The sequence below is a fragment of the Nocardia sp. NPDC056611 genome, assembly GCF_042792755.1.
Lineage (GTDB): Bacteria > Actinomycetota > Actinomycetes > Mycobacteriales > Mycobacteriaceae > Nocardia.
Genome location: NZ_JBHTVV010000001.1, coordinates 437,953 through 452,044, shown reverse-complemented (window position 1 = coordinate 452,044; position 14,092 = coordinate 437,953). Strand labels below are relative to the sequence as shown.

The 14,092-nt window shown below is 68.7% G+C and carries 13 protein-coding genes; 6 read left to right on the top strand and 7 right to left on the bottom strand.

Going from position 1 to position 14,092, the window contains the following annotated elements:
* Nucleotides 1-240 precede the first annotated feature (240 nt).
* Nucleotides 241-1,644 (top strand): lipase family protein, encoded by a 1,404-nt coding sequence (locus ACFRAQ_RS01925; RefSeq protein ID WP_379092775.1) that lies wholly within the window; start codon nucleotides 241-243, stop codon nucleotides 1,642-1,644.
* A 145-nt stretch (nucleotides 1,645-1,789) separates the two neighbouring features.
* Nucleotides 1,790-3,421, top strand: a complete 1,632-nt coding sequence (locus ACFRAQ_RS01920; RefSeq protein ID WP_379092772.1) for a cutinase family protein — start codon at nucleotides 1,790-1,792, stop codon at nucleotides 3,419-3,421.
* 70 nt (nucleotides 3,422-3,491) lie between these two features.
* On the opposite strand, the gene ACFRAQ_RS01915 is transcribed toward ACFRAQ_RS01920, so the two are convergent.
* Entirely contained in the window at nucleotides 3,492-4,445 is a 954-nt protein-coding gene (locus tag ACFRAQ_RS01915) for an undecaprenyl-diphosphate phosphatase (RefSeq protein WP_379095727.1), read from the bottom strand.
* A 12-nt stretch (nucleotides 4,446-4,457) separates the two neighbouring features.
* Here ACFRAQ_RS01915 and ACFRAQ_RS01910 point away from each other — a divergent pair, with 12 nt between their 5' ends.
* The gene (locus ACFRAQ_RS01910; RefSeq protein ID WP_379095911.1) at nucleotides 4,458-4,799 is read left to right on the top strand and encodes a hypothetical protein; all 342 of its coding nucleotides are present in this window, start codon (nucleotides 4,458-4,460) and stop codon (nucleotides 4,797-4,799) included.
* Here the strand turns inward: ACFRAQ_RS01910 and ACFRAQ_RS01905 are convergent.
* Together ACFRAQ_RS01905 and ACFRAQ_RS01900 are read right to left on the bottom strand one after the other, a co-directional pair.
* A complete protein-coding gene (locus tag ACFRAQ_RS01905) occupies nucleotides 4,793-5,503 on the bottom strand; it encodes a MarR family transcriptional regulator (protein ID WP_379092769.1) in 711 nt (236 codons plus the stop codon). The genes ACFRAQ_RS01910 and ACFRAQ_RS01905 overlap by 7 nt on opposite strands.
* A gap of 206 nt (nucleotides 5,504-5,709) precedes the next feature.
* Nucleotides 5,710-6,792, bottom strand: a complete 1,083-nt coding sequence (locus ACFRAQ_RS01900) for a substrate-binding domain-containing protein (protein WP_379092766.1) — start codon at nucleotides 6,790-6,792, stop codon at nucleotides 5,710-5,712.
* Nucleotides 6,793-6,881: 89 nt separating this feature from the next.
* On the opposite strand from ACFRAQ_RS01900, the gene ACFRAQ_RS01895 reads away from it, so the two are divergent.
* Complete coding sequence (locus ACFRAQ_RS01895) at nucleotides 6,882-7,544, top strand: TetR family transcriptional regulator (protein ID WP_379092763.1); 663 nt, start codon at nucleotides 6,882-6,884, stop codon at nucleotides 7,542-7,544.
* On the opposite strand, the gene ACFRAQ_RS01890 is transcribed toward ACFRAQ_RS01895, so the two are convergent.
* Together ACFRAQ_RS01890 and ACFRAQ_RS01885 are read right to left on the bottom strand one after the other, a co-directional pair.
* The gene (locus ACFRAQ_RS01890) at nucleotides 7,493-8,443 is read right to left on the bottom strand and encodes an SMP-30/gluconolactonase/LRE family protein (protein ID WP_379092760.1); all 951 of its coding nucleotides are present in this window, start codon (nucleotides 8,441-8,443) and stop codon (nucleotides 7,493-7,495) included. The genes ACFRAQ_RS01895 and ACFRAQ_RS01890 overlap by 52 nt on opposite strands.
* Before the next feature lie 69 nt (nucleotides 8,444-8,512).
* Entirely contained in the window at nucleotides 8,513-9,463 is a 951-nt protein-coding gene (locus ACFRAQ_RS01885) for a C40 family peptidase (RefSeq protein ID WP_379092757.1), read from the bottom strand.
* A 295-nt stretch (nucleotides 9,464-9,758) separates the two neighbouring features.
* On the opposite strand from ACFRAQ_RS01885, the gene ACFRAQ_RS01880 reads away from it, so the two are divergent.
* A complete protein-coding gene (locus ACFRAQ_RS01880) occupies nucleotides 9,759-10,493 on the top strand; it encodes a ParA family protein (protein ID WP_379092754.1) in 735 nt (244 codons plus the stop codon).
* On the top strand, nucleotides 10,493-11,557 hold the full coding sequence (locus ACFRAQ_RS01875) for a hypothetical protein (protein WP_379092751.1): 1,065 nt from the start codon (nucleotides 10,493-10,495) through the stop codon (nucleotides 11,555-11,557). The genes ACFRAQ_RS01880 and ACFRAQ_RS01875 overlap by 1 nt, the downstream gene beginning before the upstream one ends.
* Nucleotides 11,558-12,035: 478 nt before the next feature.
* Here ACFRAQ_RS01875 and glpR read toward each other — a convergent pair whose 3' ends face one another.
* Together glpR and ACFRAQ_RS01865 are read right to left on the bottom strand one after the other, a co-directional pair.
* Entirely contained in the window at nucleotides 12,036-13,187 is a 1,152-nt protein-coding gene (gene glpR, locus ACFRAQ_RS01870; protein ID WP_379092748.1) for a gephyrin-like molybdotransferase receptor GlpR, read from the bottom strand.
* A gap of 184 nt (nucleotides 13,188-13,371) precedes the next feature.
* A complete protein-coding gene (locus ACFRAQ_RS01865; protein WP_357280638.1) occupies nucleotides 13,372-14,040 on the bottom strand; it encodes a GNAT family protein in 669 nt (222 codons plus the stop codon).
* Nucleotides 14,041-14,092: the final 52 nt, after the last annotated feature.

Below are 14,092 nucleotides of genomic sequence, written 5' to 3'. Positions count from 1 at the left end.
TAAGTGTGAAACTAGCAGTGATCCCCGCCACTGGGAAGGGCCTTGCCGAAATTGCCCCACGACCTCGCATCCCGGCCCGTCGAACCACGCCACCGGCGTCGATAGGCCGAATCCGCCCAATCCCCGATTCCGCCGCTCGCGCATATTGCGAGCCCGGTCACAGGTGTGGCAGAGTGAGCCACGCAATATTGAGACTAGGTAGTCTCACAACTTGGGGATTCAGGGTGAGGAAGTGGGTCGATGAAGACCAGACGACTGACCGGGCGGCTCGTACGCTTCGGGACGGTGTCCATCACGACGCTGGTGGCGGCGGCATTCACGGTGGGACCGGCGCACGCCGATCCGGCCGCGCCGGCGCCGCCCTCGATCGCGCCGGCACAGGTGCTGCCACTGCCGCCGGAACTCGATCCCGGCTTCTACAACCCGCCCGCCGACGTGATCGCCGCCGCCGCGCCCGGCGAGATCATCGCGGCCCGGCAGGTCAATCTCGGCAACTTCGGGCTGATCCCGCTGAACGTGGACGCCTGGCAGGTCTCCTACCGCTCCAACAACAGTCGCGACGAGGCCATCGGAGCGGTCGCCACCCTGATCAAGCCGCGCGGCACCGCGCCCGCGCCGCGCAAGCTGCTCTCGGTGCAGATCGCCGAGGACTCCACGCAGGGATATTGCAGTCCCTCCTATGCGCTGCAACACCTTTCGGCCGCGCCGTTCCTCGGGCAGATCGTCGCCCCCGCCGAATTCCTCTTCGCGCAGGCCGCGCTGCAGAAGGGGTTCGCGGTGGTGATCCCCGATCACGAGGGCCCGAATTCGGCGTACGCCGCCGGGCCGCTGGCCGGACGCATCACCCTCGACGGCATTCGCGCCGCCACCTCGTTCGCGCCGCTCGGCGTCGGCGCGGGCGCGCCGACCGCGCTGTACGGCTACTCGGGCGGGTCGATGCCCACCATGCACGCCGCCGAGATGCGCAAAACCTATGCGCCGGAACTGAATATCGTGGGCGCGGCCTCCGGCGGCACCGGCGCGGACCTCGGCGCGGCACTGCTCATGGCCAACAATCAGGCCACCGCGGGCCTGGTGCTGGGAGCGGTCCTCGGACTCTCGCGGGAGTACCCGGACTTCAGCGCCCTGCTGGACCAGAAGCTCAACCCGCTCGGCCAGCTGCTGCGCACGGTGAAAGCGCCGTTCTGCGTGCAGTACCAGACCGCGCTGCTGCCGTTCCTCAATATCACCGGCATGATCAACTCCCCCGACCCGCTCGCCGAACCCGCTGTTCAGGCCATGCTCGAGGACACCCGCCTGGGCAAGAGCCTGCCGGACATGCCGCTGTTCGTGTGGCACTCGCGCTGGGACGAGATCCTGCCGTTACCCGCGGCCGACAAGCTGGTTGACACCTACTGCGCGCAGCCCGGAGCACAGGTCGCCTACACCCGGGACTGGGCCAGCGAGCATGTCATCGGCGAGGTCTCCGGCGGACCGGCCGCGCTGCTGTGGCTGTTCGATCGCTTGAACGGTATTGGCGCGCAACCGGGCTGCTCCACCACCGACATGCCGTCCATGCTCGGCACCCCCGGTGAGCTGCAGTCCCTGGGCGAGACGCTGGGTGAGACCTTCGCCTCATTCTTCGGCAAACCGATCGGCGCCTGATCAGCGGGTTCGGGTCAGGGTGCGGTAACGACTCATTCGCATAAGTAACACTCGGATCTCCGGTTACGACGTCTCCGTGTGAAGACGGCCCGCTCAGTCGCTGGGCCTGACAGTTCACTTGTCGGGGTGAAATGGGGATTCGGGCATGGATATTCGCGGGTTCGCGAAACGACATAAGATCGCATCGGCGGTCGCCGCTCCCGCAGTGCTGGGTGTGGCGGCCGCGATAGCGGCCACCTACGCGCTGACGGGGCCGGATTCGAAGCAGGCCGATCCGGCGCTGACTTCGTCGGTCACCGAATGCCATGACATGGTGACCATCTCGGTGGCCGGACGCAACGACTCGCCGCAGTCCGGGACCACCAAGATGCTCGTCGACGCGAACGGCAACGAACTGCCCGCCGCCCTGTCCGACGACTACCAGAGCCACTGGGTGGACCCGGTGGTCAACGCCCCCGGCGGCTCGGTCGACTCCAATTCGTATTCGGCCGTCTACATCTCCTATCCCGCGAACCTGAACAGCTACGAGGACGCCGTCAATACCGGTGTCGCCAATACCGAGCAGGTCATGCGGGATATTTCCGCGGCCTGCCCGAACACCAAGTACGCGATCGTCGGCTATTCCGAGGGCGCGGACGTGGTGCGGCGAGTCGCCATGCAGATCGGCCACCAGAGCGCGGGCGCGGACGGCAAATACGGGATCGTGGATCCCGGCAATGTCGCGGGCGTGGTGATCCTCGCCGACGCGGGCCGCACCGCCGGGGAAGGTCCGTTCCCGGGCGCGAAGGACCCGAGCCGTCCGGACAACTTCAACCAGAGCTACCAGACCGGCAAGCAGGTCGCGGGCGGACAGGGCGCGCTGCCCGACCAGGCCGGTGACTTCGGCGCGCTGAACGGCCGCATCGCGTCCTTCTGCTCCGACGGCGACCTCACCTGCGCGGCGCCGAAGAACATCTCGCTGCTGCAGCTCGCCATCAATGTCGGCCGCCAGATCAATGCCGACCAGATGCAGAACGAGGGCCTCAACCCGACCACCGGCATCGACGTCGCCGTCGTGCTCGGCAAGATCGCGGGCGACGCCTTCGCCGACATCGCGCACAACCCGGGCTGGTGGACCAGCAAGGAGACCTTCCTCGACGTGCTGCTCAAGGTGTCGCAGCCCGGCTACCAGGCGAACCAGCAGAACGCGACCCCGGTGGCCGCGGACAATATCGCCGCGGAGAACATGTCGCCGCTGGCGTACCTGCCGCAGAAGGTGTTCAACGAGGTCATCGGGCTGATCACCACCAATCAGAACACCATCCCGGTGATCATGAACGACCCGTACAACCTGACCCTGGGCCCGAACGGCACCGGCCACCACTTCGACTACTGGCACGACTCCAACCCGGACAACGGCAAGCCCGTCAGCTCCGCCGAGTACGCCGCCGCCTGGCTCACCGAACTGGCGAAGCAGGCCCAGGCCCACCAGCTCGACCCGAAGACGCTGACCACCACGCCGACCCCGACCACCACCTCGAAGGCCCCGGCCGCGCTGGCCGCCGCCCCGAAGTCCGGCGAGGCCGCCACCACCACACCGGCGACCGGAACCACGACGACCACCACCACCCCGGCCCCGGCCGTCACCACCACGACGCCTCCGGCCACCACGACGGTCGCCCCGGACACCACCACCGCGCCGGTCACCACCACGCCCCCGGTGACCACCACCGTTCCGGCGACGACACCTGTCGTCACCACCACCACCGCGGCGCCCACCACCACGCCCACGAACTGACAGCGCAGCAACGCGCCCGGCATCCCTCGGATGCCGGGCGCGTTCTGGTTTCGTCACCCGGGGAGACGAGTCAGCGAATGGTGAACCAGACCAGGCTGCCCAGCCCCGCGATCAGGCAGTAGACGGCGAAGGGGGTCAGGGTCTTGGTCTCGAAGTACGCGGTCAGGAACTTGACCGAGATATAGGACAGCACGCCCGCGACCACGCTGCCCGCCACGGCCGGACCGAGGATGGCGTGGTTCTCGGGCTTGAACAGCTCCGGCGTCTTCAGCACGCCGGCCGCCAGGATGACCGGGGTGGCCAGCAGGAACGCGAAGCGGGCGGCGTCCTCGTGGCGCATGTCCTTGAACAGGCCCGCCACGATGGTGCTGCCCGAACGGCTGATACCCGGGAAGAGCGCGGCGATCTGGGCCGATCCGATCAGGGTGGCGTCGCGCATGGTCAGGCGGGACAGTCGCACGTCCGAGGCGCGGTCCGGGTCGGTCATCGGCAGCACGATGGTGTCCTCCATGGACACGTCCCGGCGGCCGGTCGGGCCGGCGAGCACGAAGTCGGGCTCGGGCTCACGCTTGCGCATGATCTCCGCGGACAGCAGCACGAAACCGTTGATCGCCAGGAAGATCGAGGTGGGCACGGGAGTGCCGAGATAGTTGCGGACGATCTTCTCCAACAGCAGTCCGGCGAGGCCGACCGGAATCGTCGCCACCACCAGCAGCACGCCCAATCGCGCTTCGGGCGTGCGGATCTCGCGGGTCAGCGCCACATCCCACAGGCCGCGCAGGATGCGCACCCACTCCCGCCGGAAGAAGATCACCAGGGCCAGCGCGGTGGCGACGTGCATGGCCACCAGCAACGCCAGGTACGGGGAATCCTTGGCGGACATGCTCAGATCGTCGGCCCACTGCCCGCCCACCCAGGCCGGCAGCAGGATGCTATGGCCCAGGCTGGAGACCGGGAACAGCTCGCTCACCCCTTGCAGCGCGCCGACGACGATCGACTCCAGGTAACTGATGGCCATTCGAATTCCTGTCGGGCGGTGGTGCGGGGACCCGAACACCCCGATGGCGCCGGGGCAGCTCGCCTGGCGAGGCTACCGGAAGCAATCCAATTGCGCGGCGCGGCGTCCGGCAGCGTGGAATACTTCGGCGATATGCAGTACAGGGGATTCGGTAATCCCGATGTCGGCGAGGATCCCGAGTTAGCTCAGGCCCGCATCTTCCTGGACGAATTGGAAAGGCATGTAGTCAAACTGACGCGGCGATTACACACCGCGCCCACCGCGGAAGCCCGGCAAACGATCTCGGCCGAACTTTCCACGGTGCGCAAGTATGTCGATCGCATTCATCGCAGATTTCCCGGCATCGCCGTCGCTCATTGATCGAGCCGCGGCCGCCAGCGTTCGGCGGAACGGACCATGTCCAGGCCCACCCGCTCGAGATAGTCCCCCATGCCCAGCAGCCGCAGCCCGGCGGGCGTGGCCACACCGAGCGCGTCCGCGCCGTGCCGGGCCTGGGCCGCCAGCCGCTCGTTGACCTGCGCCCCGGCGAGAGTGGCTCGGTACCAAGCGGACTCGTCGATCACGTAGCGGTCGCGGCGGGTGCCCGGGTCCCGGTCGCGGCGGATCAGCGCCCGCTCCTCGAGCCGCCCCACCGCGGCGGACACCGTCGCGGGGCTCACCCGCAACTGGGCCGCCAGCTCGGCGGCGGTGAGACTGCCCGAGTCCGCGGCGTACAGCCGGGCCAGCACCGCGGCGGCCATGCGCGGCATCCCGAACTGCGCGAACAGCAGCGCGAAGCGGTCGCTGACCTCGGTCAGCAGCATCGGATCGCGGCCGTATTCGTCGACGCCGGAAGGCTTCTCGACGGGTTTGGGGCGCGGCGTGCGGCGGCGCGACCGCACCGCGGTGGCGGCCTGCGCCAGCTCCGCGCGGTAGCGGCCCGGACCGCCGTTGCGGGTCACCTCACGGCTCACGGTGGAGGTCGGCCGGGACAGGCGACGGGCGATCTCGGCGTAGCCGAGGCCCCGGGCCAGACCGGCGGCGATGAGGCGGCGATCATCGGGGCTGAGTCTTCCTCCTGGCACGGAGCGGCTCCTTCATCAGATGCCGCCGAGGCGGCGCGGCATCACCCTATTGCAACACGAAAACCGCCCGGTGGGCGCCGCAAATGATCATCGCGACAATCGAAAACCCTTGGCACACTTGCATTATCCTGTTCGTGACGGCATTCGGTCTTCACCCCGGTTGGGAACGCAACGTAGCGTTCGCCATCAGTCGAACAGCCCGCGCTTCACAATCCGGTCAGGTCGGCCAGCACCGTGAAGTCCATGATGTCCGCGCCCGCCAGGTACACCGGCTGCGTGGTGTGCGCGCCGCGCACCCGCACCTCACCGCGCGGGCCGCCGTAGCTCACCCGCGCCGCGCCGCGCTCGATGAGCCGCACGTCCAGGCTGTGCGCCGCCTCCGCCAGCGAGGCGAACAACAGCAGGCCCTCGTAACAGGATTCGCCGATATTGTTCAGCGCCGGCGCCAGCTGACCGAAGCGGGAGGTGTAGCGGCTGCCGAAGGCCATCGCCTCCCGCGATACCAGGCTCTCGAAATAGCCACTGGCGGTGAATAATCCGCGCGCGCTGTCCGGACCGCCCGCATAGAGCACGTCCTCGCCGATCATCATGCTCAGCCGCAGGCGGCTCTCGTCCAGCCCGGCCGCCGCGAAAGCCTGATTGAACGCCGCGCAATCCGCGCCGACCATGAAGAGCAGCACGCCCTCGGCGGGCGAACTGCGGATGAGCTCCAGCGCCGCGGTGAAATCCCGGCTGCCCAACGGCACGAAAACCTCACCGACCACGTCGATATCGCTCGTGTCAGCGAATTCCCAAGTGACCCTTGCTGTTTCACGCGGCCAGACATAGTCGTTGCCGACGATGCACCAGCGGTGCACCCCCAGCTCGGCACGGAACCAGCGCAGCGCGGGGAACAACTGCTGATCCGGGGTCTCCCCCACCATGTAGACGCCGTCGGAGTCCTCGCCGCCCTCGTAGAAGGTGGTGTAGATGTAGGGCACCCGGCCCGCGGTGTACGGGGTGATGGCCTTGCGCGCGTTCGACAGGTGCCAGCCGACCACGCCGTCGATCATGCCGCGGCTCACCATCCGGTCGATCCGCGCGGCCAGCACCGGCAGCGGCGCGCCCGCGTCCACCGGATGCAGCCGGACCGGGCGGCCCAGGATCCCGCCCATCGCATTGATGTCCTCGACGGCCAGCGCGGCGCACGCCTCGCAGGAGGGCCCGAAGATGCCGGCCGAACCGCTCATCGGGACGACCAGGGCCAGGTCCACCGTCGCCCGGCGCGACCGGGCCGCACGTGGCGTCATCGATCATCACCGCCGTCCGAATGCCCACGGATCCGCCCGCGCGTCCACCCGGGACCACGCGGTGCGAGACGAAGGGGCACGATAGCACCGTGAACAGTCCTGACGCGCGCGAGCTCATGTTGCTCGCCGGTGAGCGCACCATCGCCGAACGCGGGCCGCATGTGGCCCTGCGCGATATCGCGGTGGCGGCGGGACAACGCAACAACTCCGCGGTCCACTATCACTTCGGTTCCCGGGACGGACTCATCGCCGCCATTATCGAACGCCATCAGCCCGCATTGGAATCCCGCCGGACCGAACTGCTCGCCGAGCACGAGTCCTCGGGCGCCCCGGACAGCGTCGCCGCGCTGGTCGCCATTCTGGTGCGGCCCATGTTCGACGTGCCTTACGCCGAGGGCTCGACGCATTACGCGCGGTTCCTGGAGCAGGCCCGCGCCCATCCGGCGGTCACCGGACCCAATCTCAACGAAAAACGTTGGCAGACAACACGAGTTCTCGTCGCCAGGCTGTATCACGCACTGGCGGAACTGACTCCGGCGCAACGCCGGTACCGGCTGCAGGCCATGACCACGGTCATGTTCGCCCTGCTCGCCGACTACGAGCGGTACGTGCTGCCCACCGAGATCGAACGCGACGAGGTGCGCGACAGCATCATCGCCATGATCGTCGGACTACTCAGTGAACCGGTGAACCACCCCGGTCAGGGGGCCGCCGTCCGGGCGTCCGGATCGAAGCCGCCCGGCACCTCGTAGACCACACCGCCGAATGTGACGCCGAAGAGCCGGCCCGCCGAGAAGCCTTGCGCGCCACGGCCGTATTGCACCGCGCTGGTCAGCCGCGGGCCGGCGCCGAGCACGCAGTACCGGCCCGGAGCGTCGATCCGCACGACCTCACCCGACAGATTGAACGGCAGCACCGGGCGCTCCGCCGAATCCAGGGTCAGCCCATCCGCGGCCGCGAGGGCGTCACCACCGGACAGGTCCAGCAACGACTGCGGAGCCCACGGGGCATCGGTGGGTATGCGACTCACGCCCGGATTGGCGAAAGTCCGCGACACGTACAGGTAGGAGCCATCCCGGTTCAGCACGGCGCCATTGGCGCTGGGCAGACTGCCCCAGTCGGCCTGCACCACGCCGTTCGGATTCACCCGGCCCACCAGCGAGCCGAAATCATTGGTCGCGTAGACGGTTCCGTCCGCCGCCACGTCCATACCGTCGCCCGCCGACAACCCGGCCGCGAACGGAGCCACCGCCCCGGTGTCCGGGTCGACGGTCACGATGCCCGCCTGCCGCAGCGAATCACCCACGAGGACACGGGGATCCGCGCCGTATCCGACCAGCAGCCGGCCGTCCGGGAGCCAGGCCAGCGCACCCGCCCCGCCGGAGGGCACCCGCGCGATCGGCACCGCCGGTGCGCCAGGGGCGTCGATCCGGAAGACCCGCCCGCTCACCAGATCGGTGACGAACGCGCGCCCGGCCGGGTCGACGGTGATGCCTTCCAGCGCGGTCCCCGGCAGATTCGCCACGGTGACGGTCGGCCCGCCCGCGCTCGCACACACCGGTGCGGCATTCGCGGGAGTCTCGGCGACAGTCGACCAGGCCGCGGCCGCGAGCGTGGCGAGAGCCAGTGCCACCGTTTTCCTTGCACCCATGCCCTACCTCGCACTATCGGTCGATTGATCAAGAATTCGGGGGAATCACGTCCGCCGATCTCGATCGGTTCACTGGAAGCGACGCGCTCCGGTCACCGGCATATTCGACAGCGGTGAGACCTTCACCCCGGAACCGTAGTCACTGGCGTGAATGATCTTTCCATCGCCGAGGTACATCGCCGAATGGCCACCACCGTAGTAGGAGACCAGATCGCCCGGCTCCAATTCGTCGATCCCGACCGGGGTTCCCGCAGCGAGCTGTGAATAACTCGTGCGCGGCAGTTCCACGCCCGCCTCTCGATACGACCACTGCACGAAACCGGAGCAGTCGAAGGAGTCCGGGCCGCTCCCGCCCATGCTGTAGTTCGCGCCGAGTTTGGTGCGGGCCGCCTCGACCGCGCGCTCGCCCGCCGTCTTCGGCATCGCCGCGGGCACCGTGGTGCGGGTGACCGCGGAATCGGTCACGCCGGGGATTCCGGTCAGCGGGGGCAGGGCGGCGGGCACCGCGAAGGTGCCGAGACCGGCCACCGATACCGTGCGCGATACCGGCGCGGGGGCCTGGATCACACCGGTCGGGGCGGCGACGGCAGGAATGGCGACGGCAGGGGTGCCGATCGCCGGGGGCACGATGGCCGGGCGCAGCGACTCCGGGAGCAGTGACTGCACCGGCGCCGGGTCGGGCATCGTGTCGGCCGGGGCGATGACGATGTGCTGCGGCGCCACCGTCATCCGGGGGGCGTCCGGCTCGCCGATCGCCGATTCCGGCGTGGGAGAAGTGGTTCCGGCCGCGGGGGGCAGAATGCCGATCGCGGGGGTCACCCGGCCGAGCGGGGCGGCGATCTCGTCCGGGATGTCGATCGCCCCGATACCGGGGATCGTCACCGGCGCCGCCTGCGCCTGGCCCGCCGCGAAGAACAGGGCGGCTCCTATGGCTGCAGCTCCGAGGACTCCTGTCACCAGGGTCCGCAGGCTCAGCCGCGGAAGTAATCGAACCTTCTGTCTATCACCGTTGGTTTCCATGAGCGGTCGTCCTCCGATCAAGCCGTGAGAGCTATCCGGTTTCCGTCCATCACGCGAAATTCTTCGGTACTGCCAGCAGATCCGAGAATGCATATTTCGCCGGAACGTCGGAGGTGGCAATGAATGACATGCGTGTTATTCATTACGAAACGGTAACCATTGACGGCTGTGTCCAATTGGACACAGCCGGTTTCCAACCAATTCGACACCCCCGAGCGAGCCTTCACGGGCGCGTCCCGCGCGCGTGTGAGACTGATCGAGGAAGCTGCCCTCCCCATCAACAGGAGGTTGATCGATGACCAAATCCCCTGCGCTAGGCAACCTTCCCGAGCCACTGGTGATCACGCTCGGGAATCTCAAAGGAGGCGTGGGCAAGACGACATCCGCCTTCTTCCTCGCCTCGTATTTCACTACCGCGCACGAACTTCGAGTACTGGTGATCGACGCCGACCCGCTGAGTCAGACCGGGTACTCCTGGTATCGGCGACTACAGAAGGCCGAGGTCGACATTCCCTTCGAATTGCTCGCCTTCCCCTCGCGGCACGTGAATGACTGCATCACCGACAATTCCGCGAACTACGACGTGATCATCGTCGACGCCGGCGGTGAATCGGCCGACATCTTCAAGGCCGCCGTCCCCGTCAGCGACGAACTCATCCTCGTCACCAGCGTCAGCCCCTCGGAAGTCAAACGCGTCCCCAGTACCTACCGCGCCGCCGAGGAAGCGGCCGCCGAACACGAGAAGGCCGTTCGCGTGCGTGTGCTCATGACCAAGGTTCCGGTCACCATGAAGAACGGCGTCAACGTATCCACCGAATACCGCACGCAGCGCGGCAATCTCGAGGACGCGGGCTACGAGGTCTTCGACTCCTACGTCAGCGCCTGGAAGTGGTATCGAGAGGCCGCCGACGGCGAAGTCGGTGACGGCGCCGAGAACCCGATCGAGGATCTCGGCGAATACCGGGCCGTCGGCGACGAGCTGGTGCGCGACTACATCGAGTCGTGCGTGCCGGCGGAGGTGTCGGCCTGATGCCACCCCAGCGGAGAAAGACCTCCATCGGCGGCGGCCTGGGCCGCAACCCGCTCTCCGACGAGGCCGAGCACACTCCCCCGGTGTCCCCGCTGCGCGACGCCAAATGGCCGCGCACACCGAAACTCTCACCGGCCGCCACCACCGTCCTCATGGCGCCGGCCGCGCCCGCGGCGGCCCCGGCGGAAGCGGCGGCGGCGCCCGCCGCCACCGCGGCCGCCACCCTGAAGCCCGAGACGGTGGCGGCCGAACCCGTGGCGGCGCAACCGGTCACACCCGCGCCGAAGATCCCGGCAGCACCGAGGATCCCGGCCGCACCGAAGGCTCCGGCGCCGAAGCCGGTGGCGCGCGAGGCGACCCCGGCGGCGGCCGAGAGCACGCCCGGCGTACTGGATCTGCCGCTGCCCACGACGGGTGGCGAAGGACCGCTCAGCCGCAGCGAGTCCGATCAGCTCGAGGTGTGCGAGTCCTCCATCGACGCGCTGCGGGTGGCCTTCTGGACCGCCGGGCGCGCCCTGCAGATCGTGCGCGACGGCCGGCTCTACCGCGCCGACCACGCCACCTTCGACGAGTACGTGGAGAAGCGCTGGGACATGCAACGGTCCTACGCGCACAAGCTGATCCGGGCCTGGCCGCTCGCCGCGCGCCTGCACCCGGTCGCGCCCGCCCTCAACGAGGGCCAGATCCGCGAGCTGCTGCCGGTGGCCGCGGCCTACGGCGAGGACGCGGCGGTCACCGTGTACACCACGCTGGCCGCCGACGTGAAGGTCACCGCGGGCAAACTCCGCGAAGCCGTCGCCGTCCTGCCCGACGACTACGACGAGGGCGCGGTCGTGCAGCGGCTGCGCGCCTGGCTGCGCGGGGACCTCACCGAGGAGCAGCCCGCCACCTCCGACGTGTTCAGCGCGGTCGAATCCCGGCTCACCGCACTCACCCAGAAGGTGGTGAAGGGGTCCGGGGAGCATCCGGTGGCCGCGCGCGAATTCGCGGCCAAACTCCGGACGCTGGCCGAACTCATCGAGCGGCAGATTCCGGCAACCGGCCGAATGCCGGACGTCGATTAGCTCGCGACAGCACCCGCCGAAAGGGCCCGGCCGAAAGCCGGGCCCTTTCGCTGTAATAGCAAAAGCCTATTCAATTTCGCGAGAGACACCTCTCGAACCTCTCAGGGGCTACGCCCCCGAACCCACGGAAACCCGCAGCCTCACACCCGAACTCCAGACAACGCGGAGCGGCGCTCACAGTAGCCGCGGTCGTCGCGTATCAACCGGCAGTCATCGGGGGGCTCATGCCCGACGCGCGCCCAATGAATCACGACCCACCCACGCCCCGCCCCCGATGAACTCTCGGCCTCACCCCCGTGCGAACTCTCGGCGTCACTCCGAACCCCAGTCGGCTCAGCGCTTCACTCGCATCACCCATGGCTCGGGGCCTCACCCGCACAGCCGTGGCGCGGCTCCTCGCCCGCACCGCCTATTGACGACCCGGATATGCGAGAAGGGCTCCCCGTTCAACGGGGAGCCCTTCTCGGTGCGTTGTGGGCTATTCGCCTACCGCGCGGCGTTCGCGGGCGCCGGCGGCTCGCTGGCGGGTGGCGCGGGCCTCAGCGGCGTCGAAGAGGTCGAGGTGCTCGAAGAACGGGTCCTCGTCGTCGGGTTCGACCAGAACGGCACGGCGCAGCTGGGTGCGGGTCTCGTCGCGGTCGGGGCGGGGGCGTTCGCGGGTGCGGCGCTCCTCCTCGGCGTCGGCGTCGGACTCGGTCTGCGTGCGGGACGCGCGGGCGGCGCGGCGGCGGCGGATGTCCTCCTCGATGCGGACCTGCTTGCGTAGGTAGGCGAGGTAGGCGACCAGCACGGTGCCGGACAGCGCCGCGAGCCACCACAGGATCGAGGAGATGGCCACGCCGGAGGCGGCGAACAGCAGGCCGGCCAGCACCAGGCCCAGGACGGCGCGCTGGCGGAAGGTGTAGCGGGCCGCGCGGGCGGCGGCGTCGGCCTCGGGGTCGAATCCGCCGCGTCCGCGCCGGGACGGCACGAAATCCTCGTCCTCGTCGTCGGATTCGGATTCCGGCTCCGGCTCCGGCTCGGGGTCACGCAGGGCGGGGGCGCGGGAGACCCGCTTGCGGGGCTCGGCCGCCGACACCTCGGCCACGGCGGCTTCCGGCTCAGCGTCGTCGGTCTCGGCCGCGGCATCCACGATCTCGGATTCTGTCTCATCCGTGGCGGTTTCGGGGTAGGTCTCGGATTCCGCTGCGGCGGGCTCGGATTCGGCGGCGTCCTCGTCCGCGTCGTCGGTGTCCTCCGGGTCGGTCGAATCCGTCTCGGGCTCCGGCAGTTCGGCGCTCACCGCGGCGACGACCTCGTCCTTCTCGGCTACGGTTGCTGCCGTCGCGGCCGCGGCGGCGGCGGTGATGGCTTCCGGTTCGGCGGGGCTGTCGTCCGATCTGGTCATCCGATCCTCCGGATCCTCATTCGGGTGAAGCTTTCTGCGAACCGGCACGTAGTCCGGGTCGGTGTCATGTCCGGTCGCCGGACCTTTCCTGGTGCGTCGCTTGGCACCACCGCGATGCAACACTCGTGTCGAGAGGGCGGCGTCGGTGTGCTGCCGGATGCGGGGATGGCGATTGGCCAGCATCGGGAAGAGCACGAAGACCCAGAGCACCACCAACCCGATCCACAAGATCGAATTCGGCATTGGCCCTTACACCTCCGTCCCGCCCTGTTGTCTGTCCCTTCTGATCGGAAAACAGACGCACCACCGACGTGCGTAGGTTAATTCCACGCCGTGGGTATTCCCCTCAGGCGCGCCGACCACACACGCAACACTAGTCACACGAATTCGGTCGCGAAAACTCTCACACGCCGCGCTCAGCGAGTTATCAGGCTTTGCTGGCGCGCCCCGCACGAATCAGCCTGTCCACCACGGTCCCCGAAACCTCCTCGACCGTCATGCCGACCAGCAGATGATCCCGCCACGCGCCGTCCACGTCGAGGTAGCGCTGCAGCATGCCCTCCTCGCGGAAACCGACATTGCGCAGAACCGCCTGACTGGCAAGGTTTTCCGGCCGCACCGTGGCCTCCACCCGGTGCAGGCCCACCTCGCCGAAGCAGTGGTCCAGGCCCAGGGCCAGCGCCGCGGTGGCCACGCCCTGCCCGGCCAGCTCGCTCGACACCCAGTAACCGATCCACGCCGACCGCAGCGCGCCGCGCACGATATTGCCCACCGTGAGCTGACCGCTGAACTGGCCGTCCACCTCGATGACGAGCGGAATCATGGCGCCGCGCCGCGCCTCGGCCTTCAGCGCCGACCACAGCGCGGGCCAATTGCTGGAGTGGTTACGCGCCTCCCACGGACCGCGGCCGGTGGGCTCCCACTTCTCCAGATAATCCTTGTCCCGGACCCGGATCCGGCCCCACGCGGACGCGTCCCGCAGGCGGATCGGCCGCAGCGTGACCGTGCCCGCCGCGACCCGCACCGGACCCAGATGCGCCGGCCAGCCCGGATGCTGGGCCGAACGGAAGACGTTCACGCTGAATCCATTCGCCATGCTCGGGTGCCCTGCGTGGTGACGCGAGCAAGTGCTGGGTGGAGGAGTGACG

What these genes read in the sequence shown, in the direction of transcription:
- ACFRAQ_RS01925 (WP_379092775.1), top strand. Translation starts at nt 241, where the DNA reads ATGAAGACCAGACGACTGACCGGGCGGCTCGTACGCTTCGGGACGGTG.
- ACFRAQ_RS01880 (WP_379092754.1), top strand. Translation starts at nt 9,759, where the DNA reads ATGACCAAATCCCCTGCGCTAGGCAACCTTCCCGAGCCACTGGTGATC.
- ACFRAQ_RS01920 (WP_379092772.1), top strand. Translation starts at nt 1,790, where the DNA reads ATGGATATTCGCGGGTTCGCGAAACGACATAAGATCGCATCGGCGGTC.
- ACFRAQ_RS01885 (WP_379092757.1), bottom strand. Translation starts at nt 9,463, where the DNA reads ATGGAAACCAACGGTGATAGACAGAAGGTTCGATTACTTCCGCGGCTG.
- ACFRAQ_RS01900 (WP_379092766.1), bottom strand. Translation starts at nt 6,792, where the DNA reads ATGACGCCACGTGCGGCCCGGTCGCGCCGGGCGACGGTGGACCTGGCC.
- glpR (WP_379092748.1), bottom strand. Translation starts at nt 13,187, where the DNA reads ATGCCGAATTCGATCTTGTGGATCGGGTTGGTGGTGCTCTGGGTCTTC.
- ACFRAQ_RS01890 (WP_379092760.1), bottom strand. Translation starts at nt 8,443, where the DNA reads ATGGGTGCAAGGAAAACGGTGGCACTGGCTCTCGCCACGCTCGCGGCC.
- ACFRAQ_RS01875 (WP_379092751.1), top strand. Translation starts at nt 10,493, where the DNA reads ATGCCACCCCAGCGGAGAAAGACCTCCATCGGCGGCGGCCTGGGCCGC.
- ACFRAQ_RS01865 (WP_357280638.1), bottom strand. Translation starts at nt 14,040, where the DNA reads ATGGCGAATGGATTCAGCGTGAACGTCTTCCGTTCGGCCCAGCATCCG.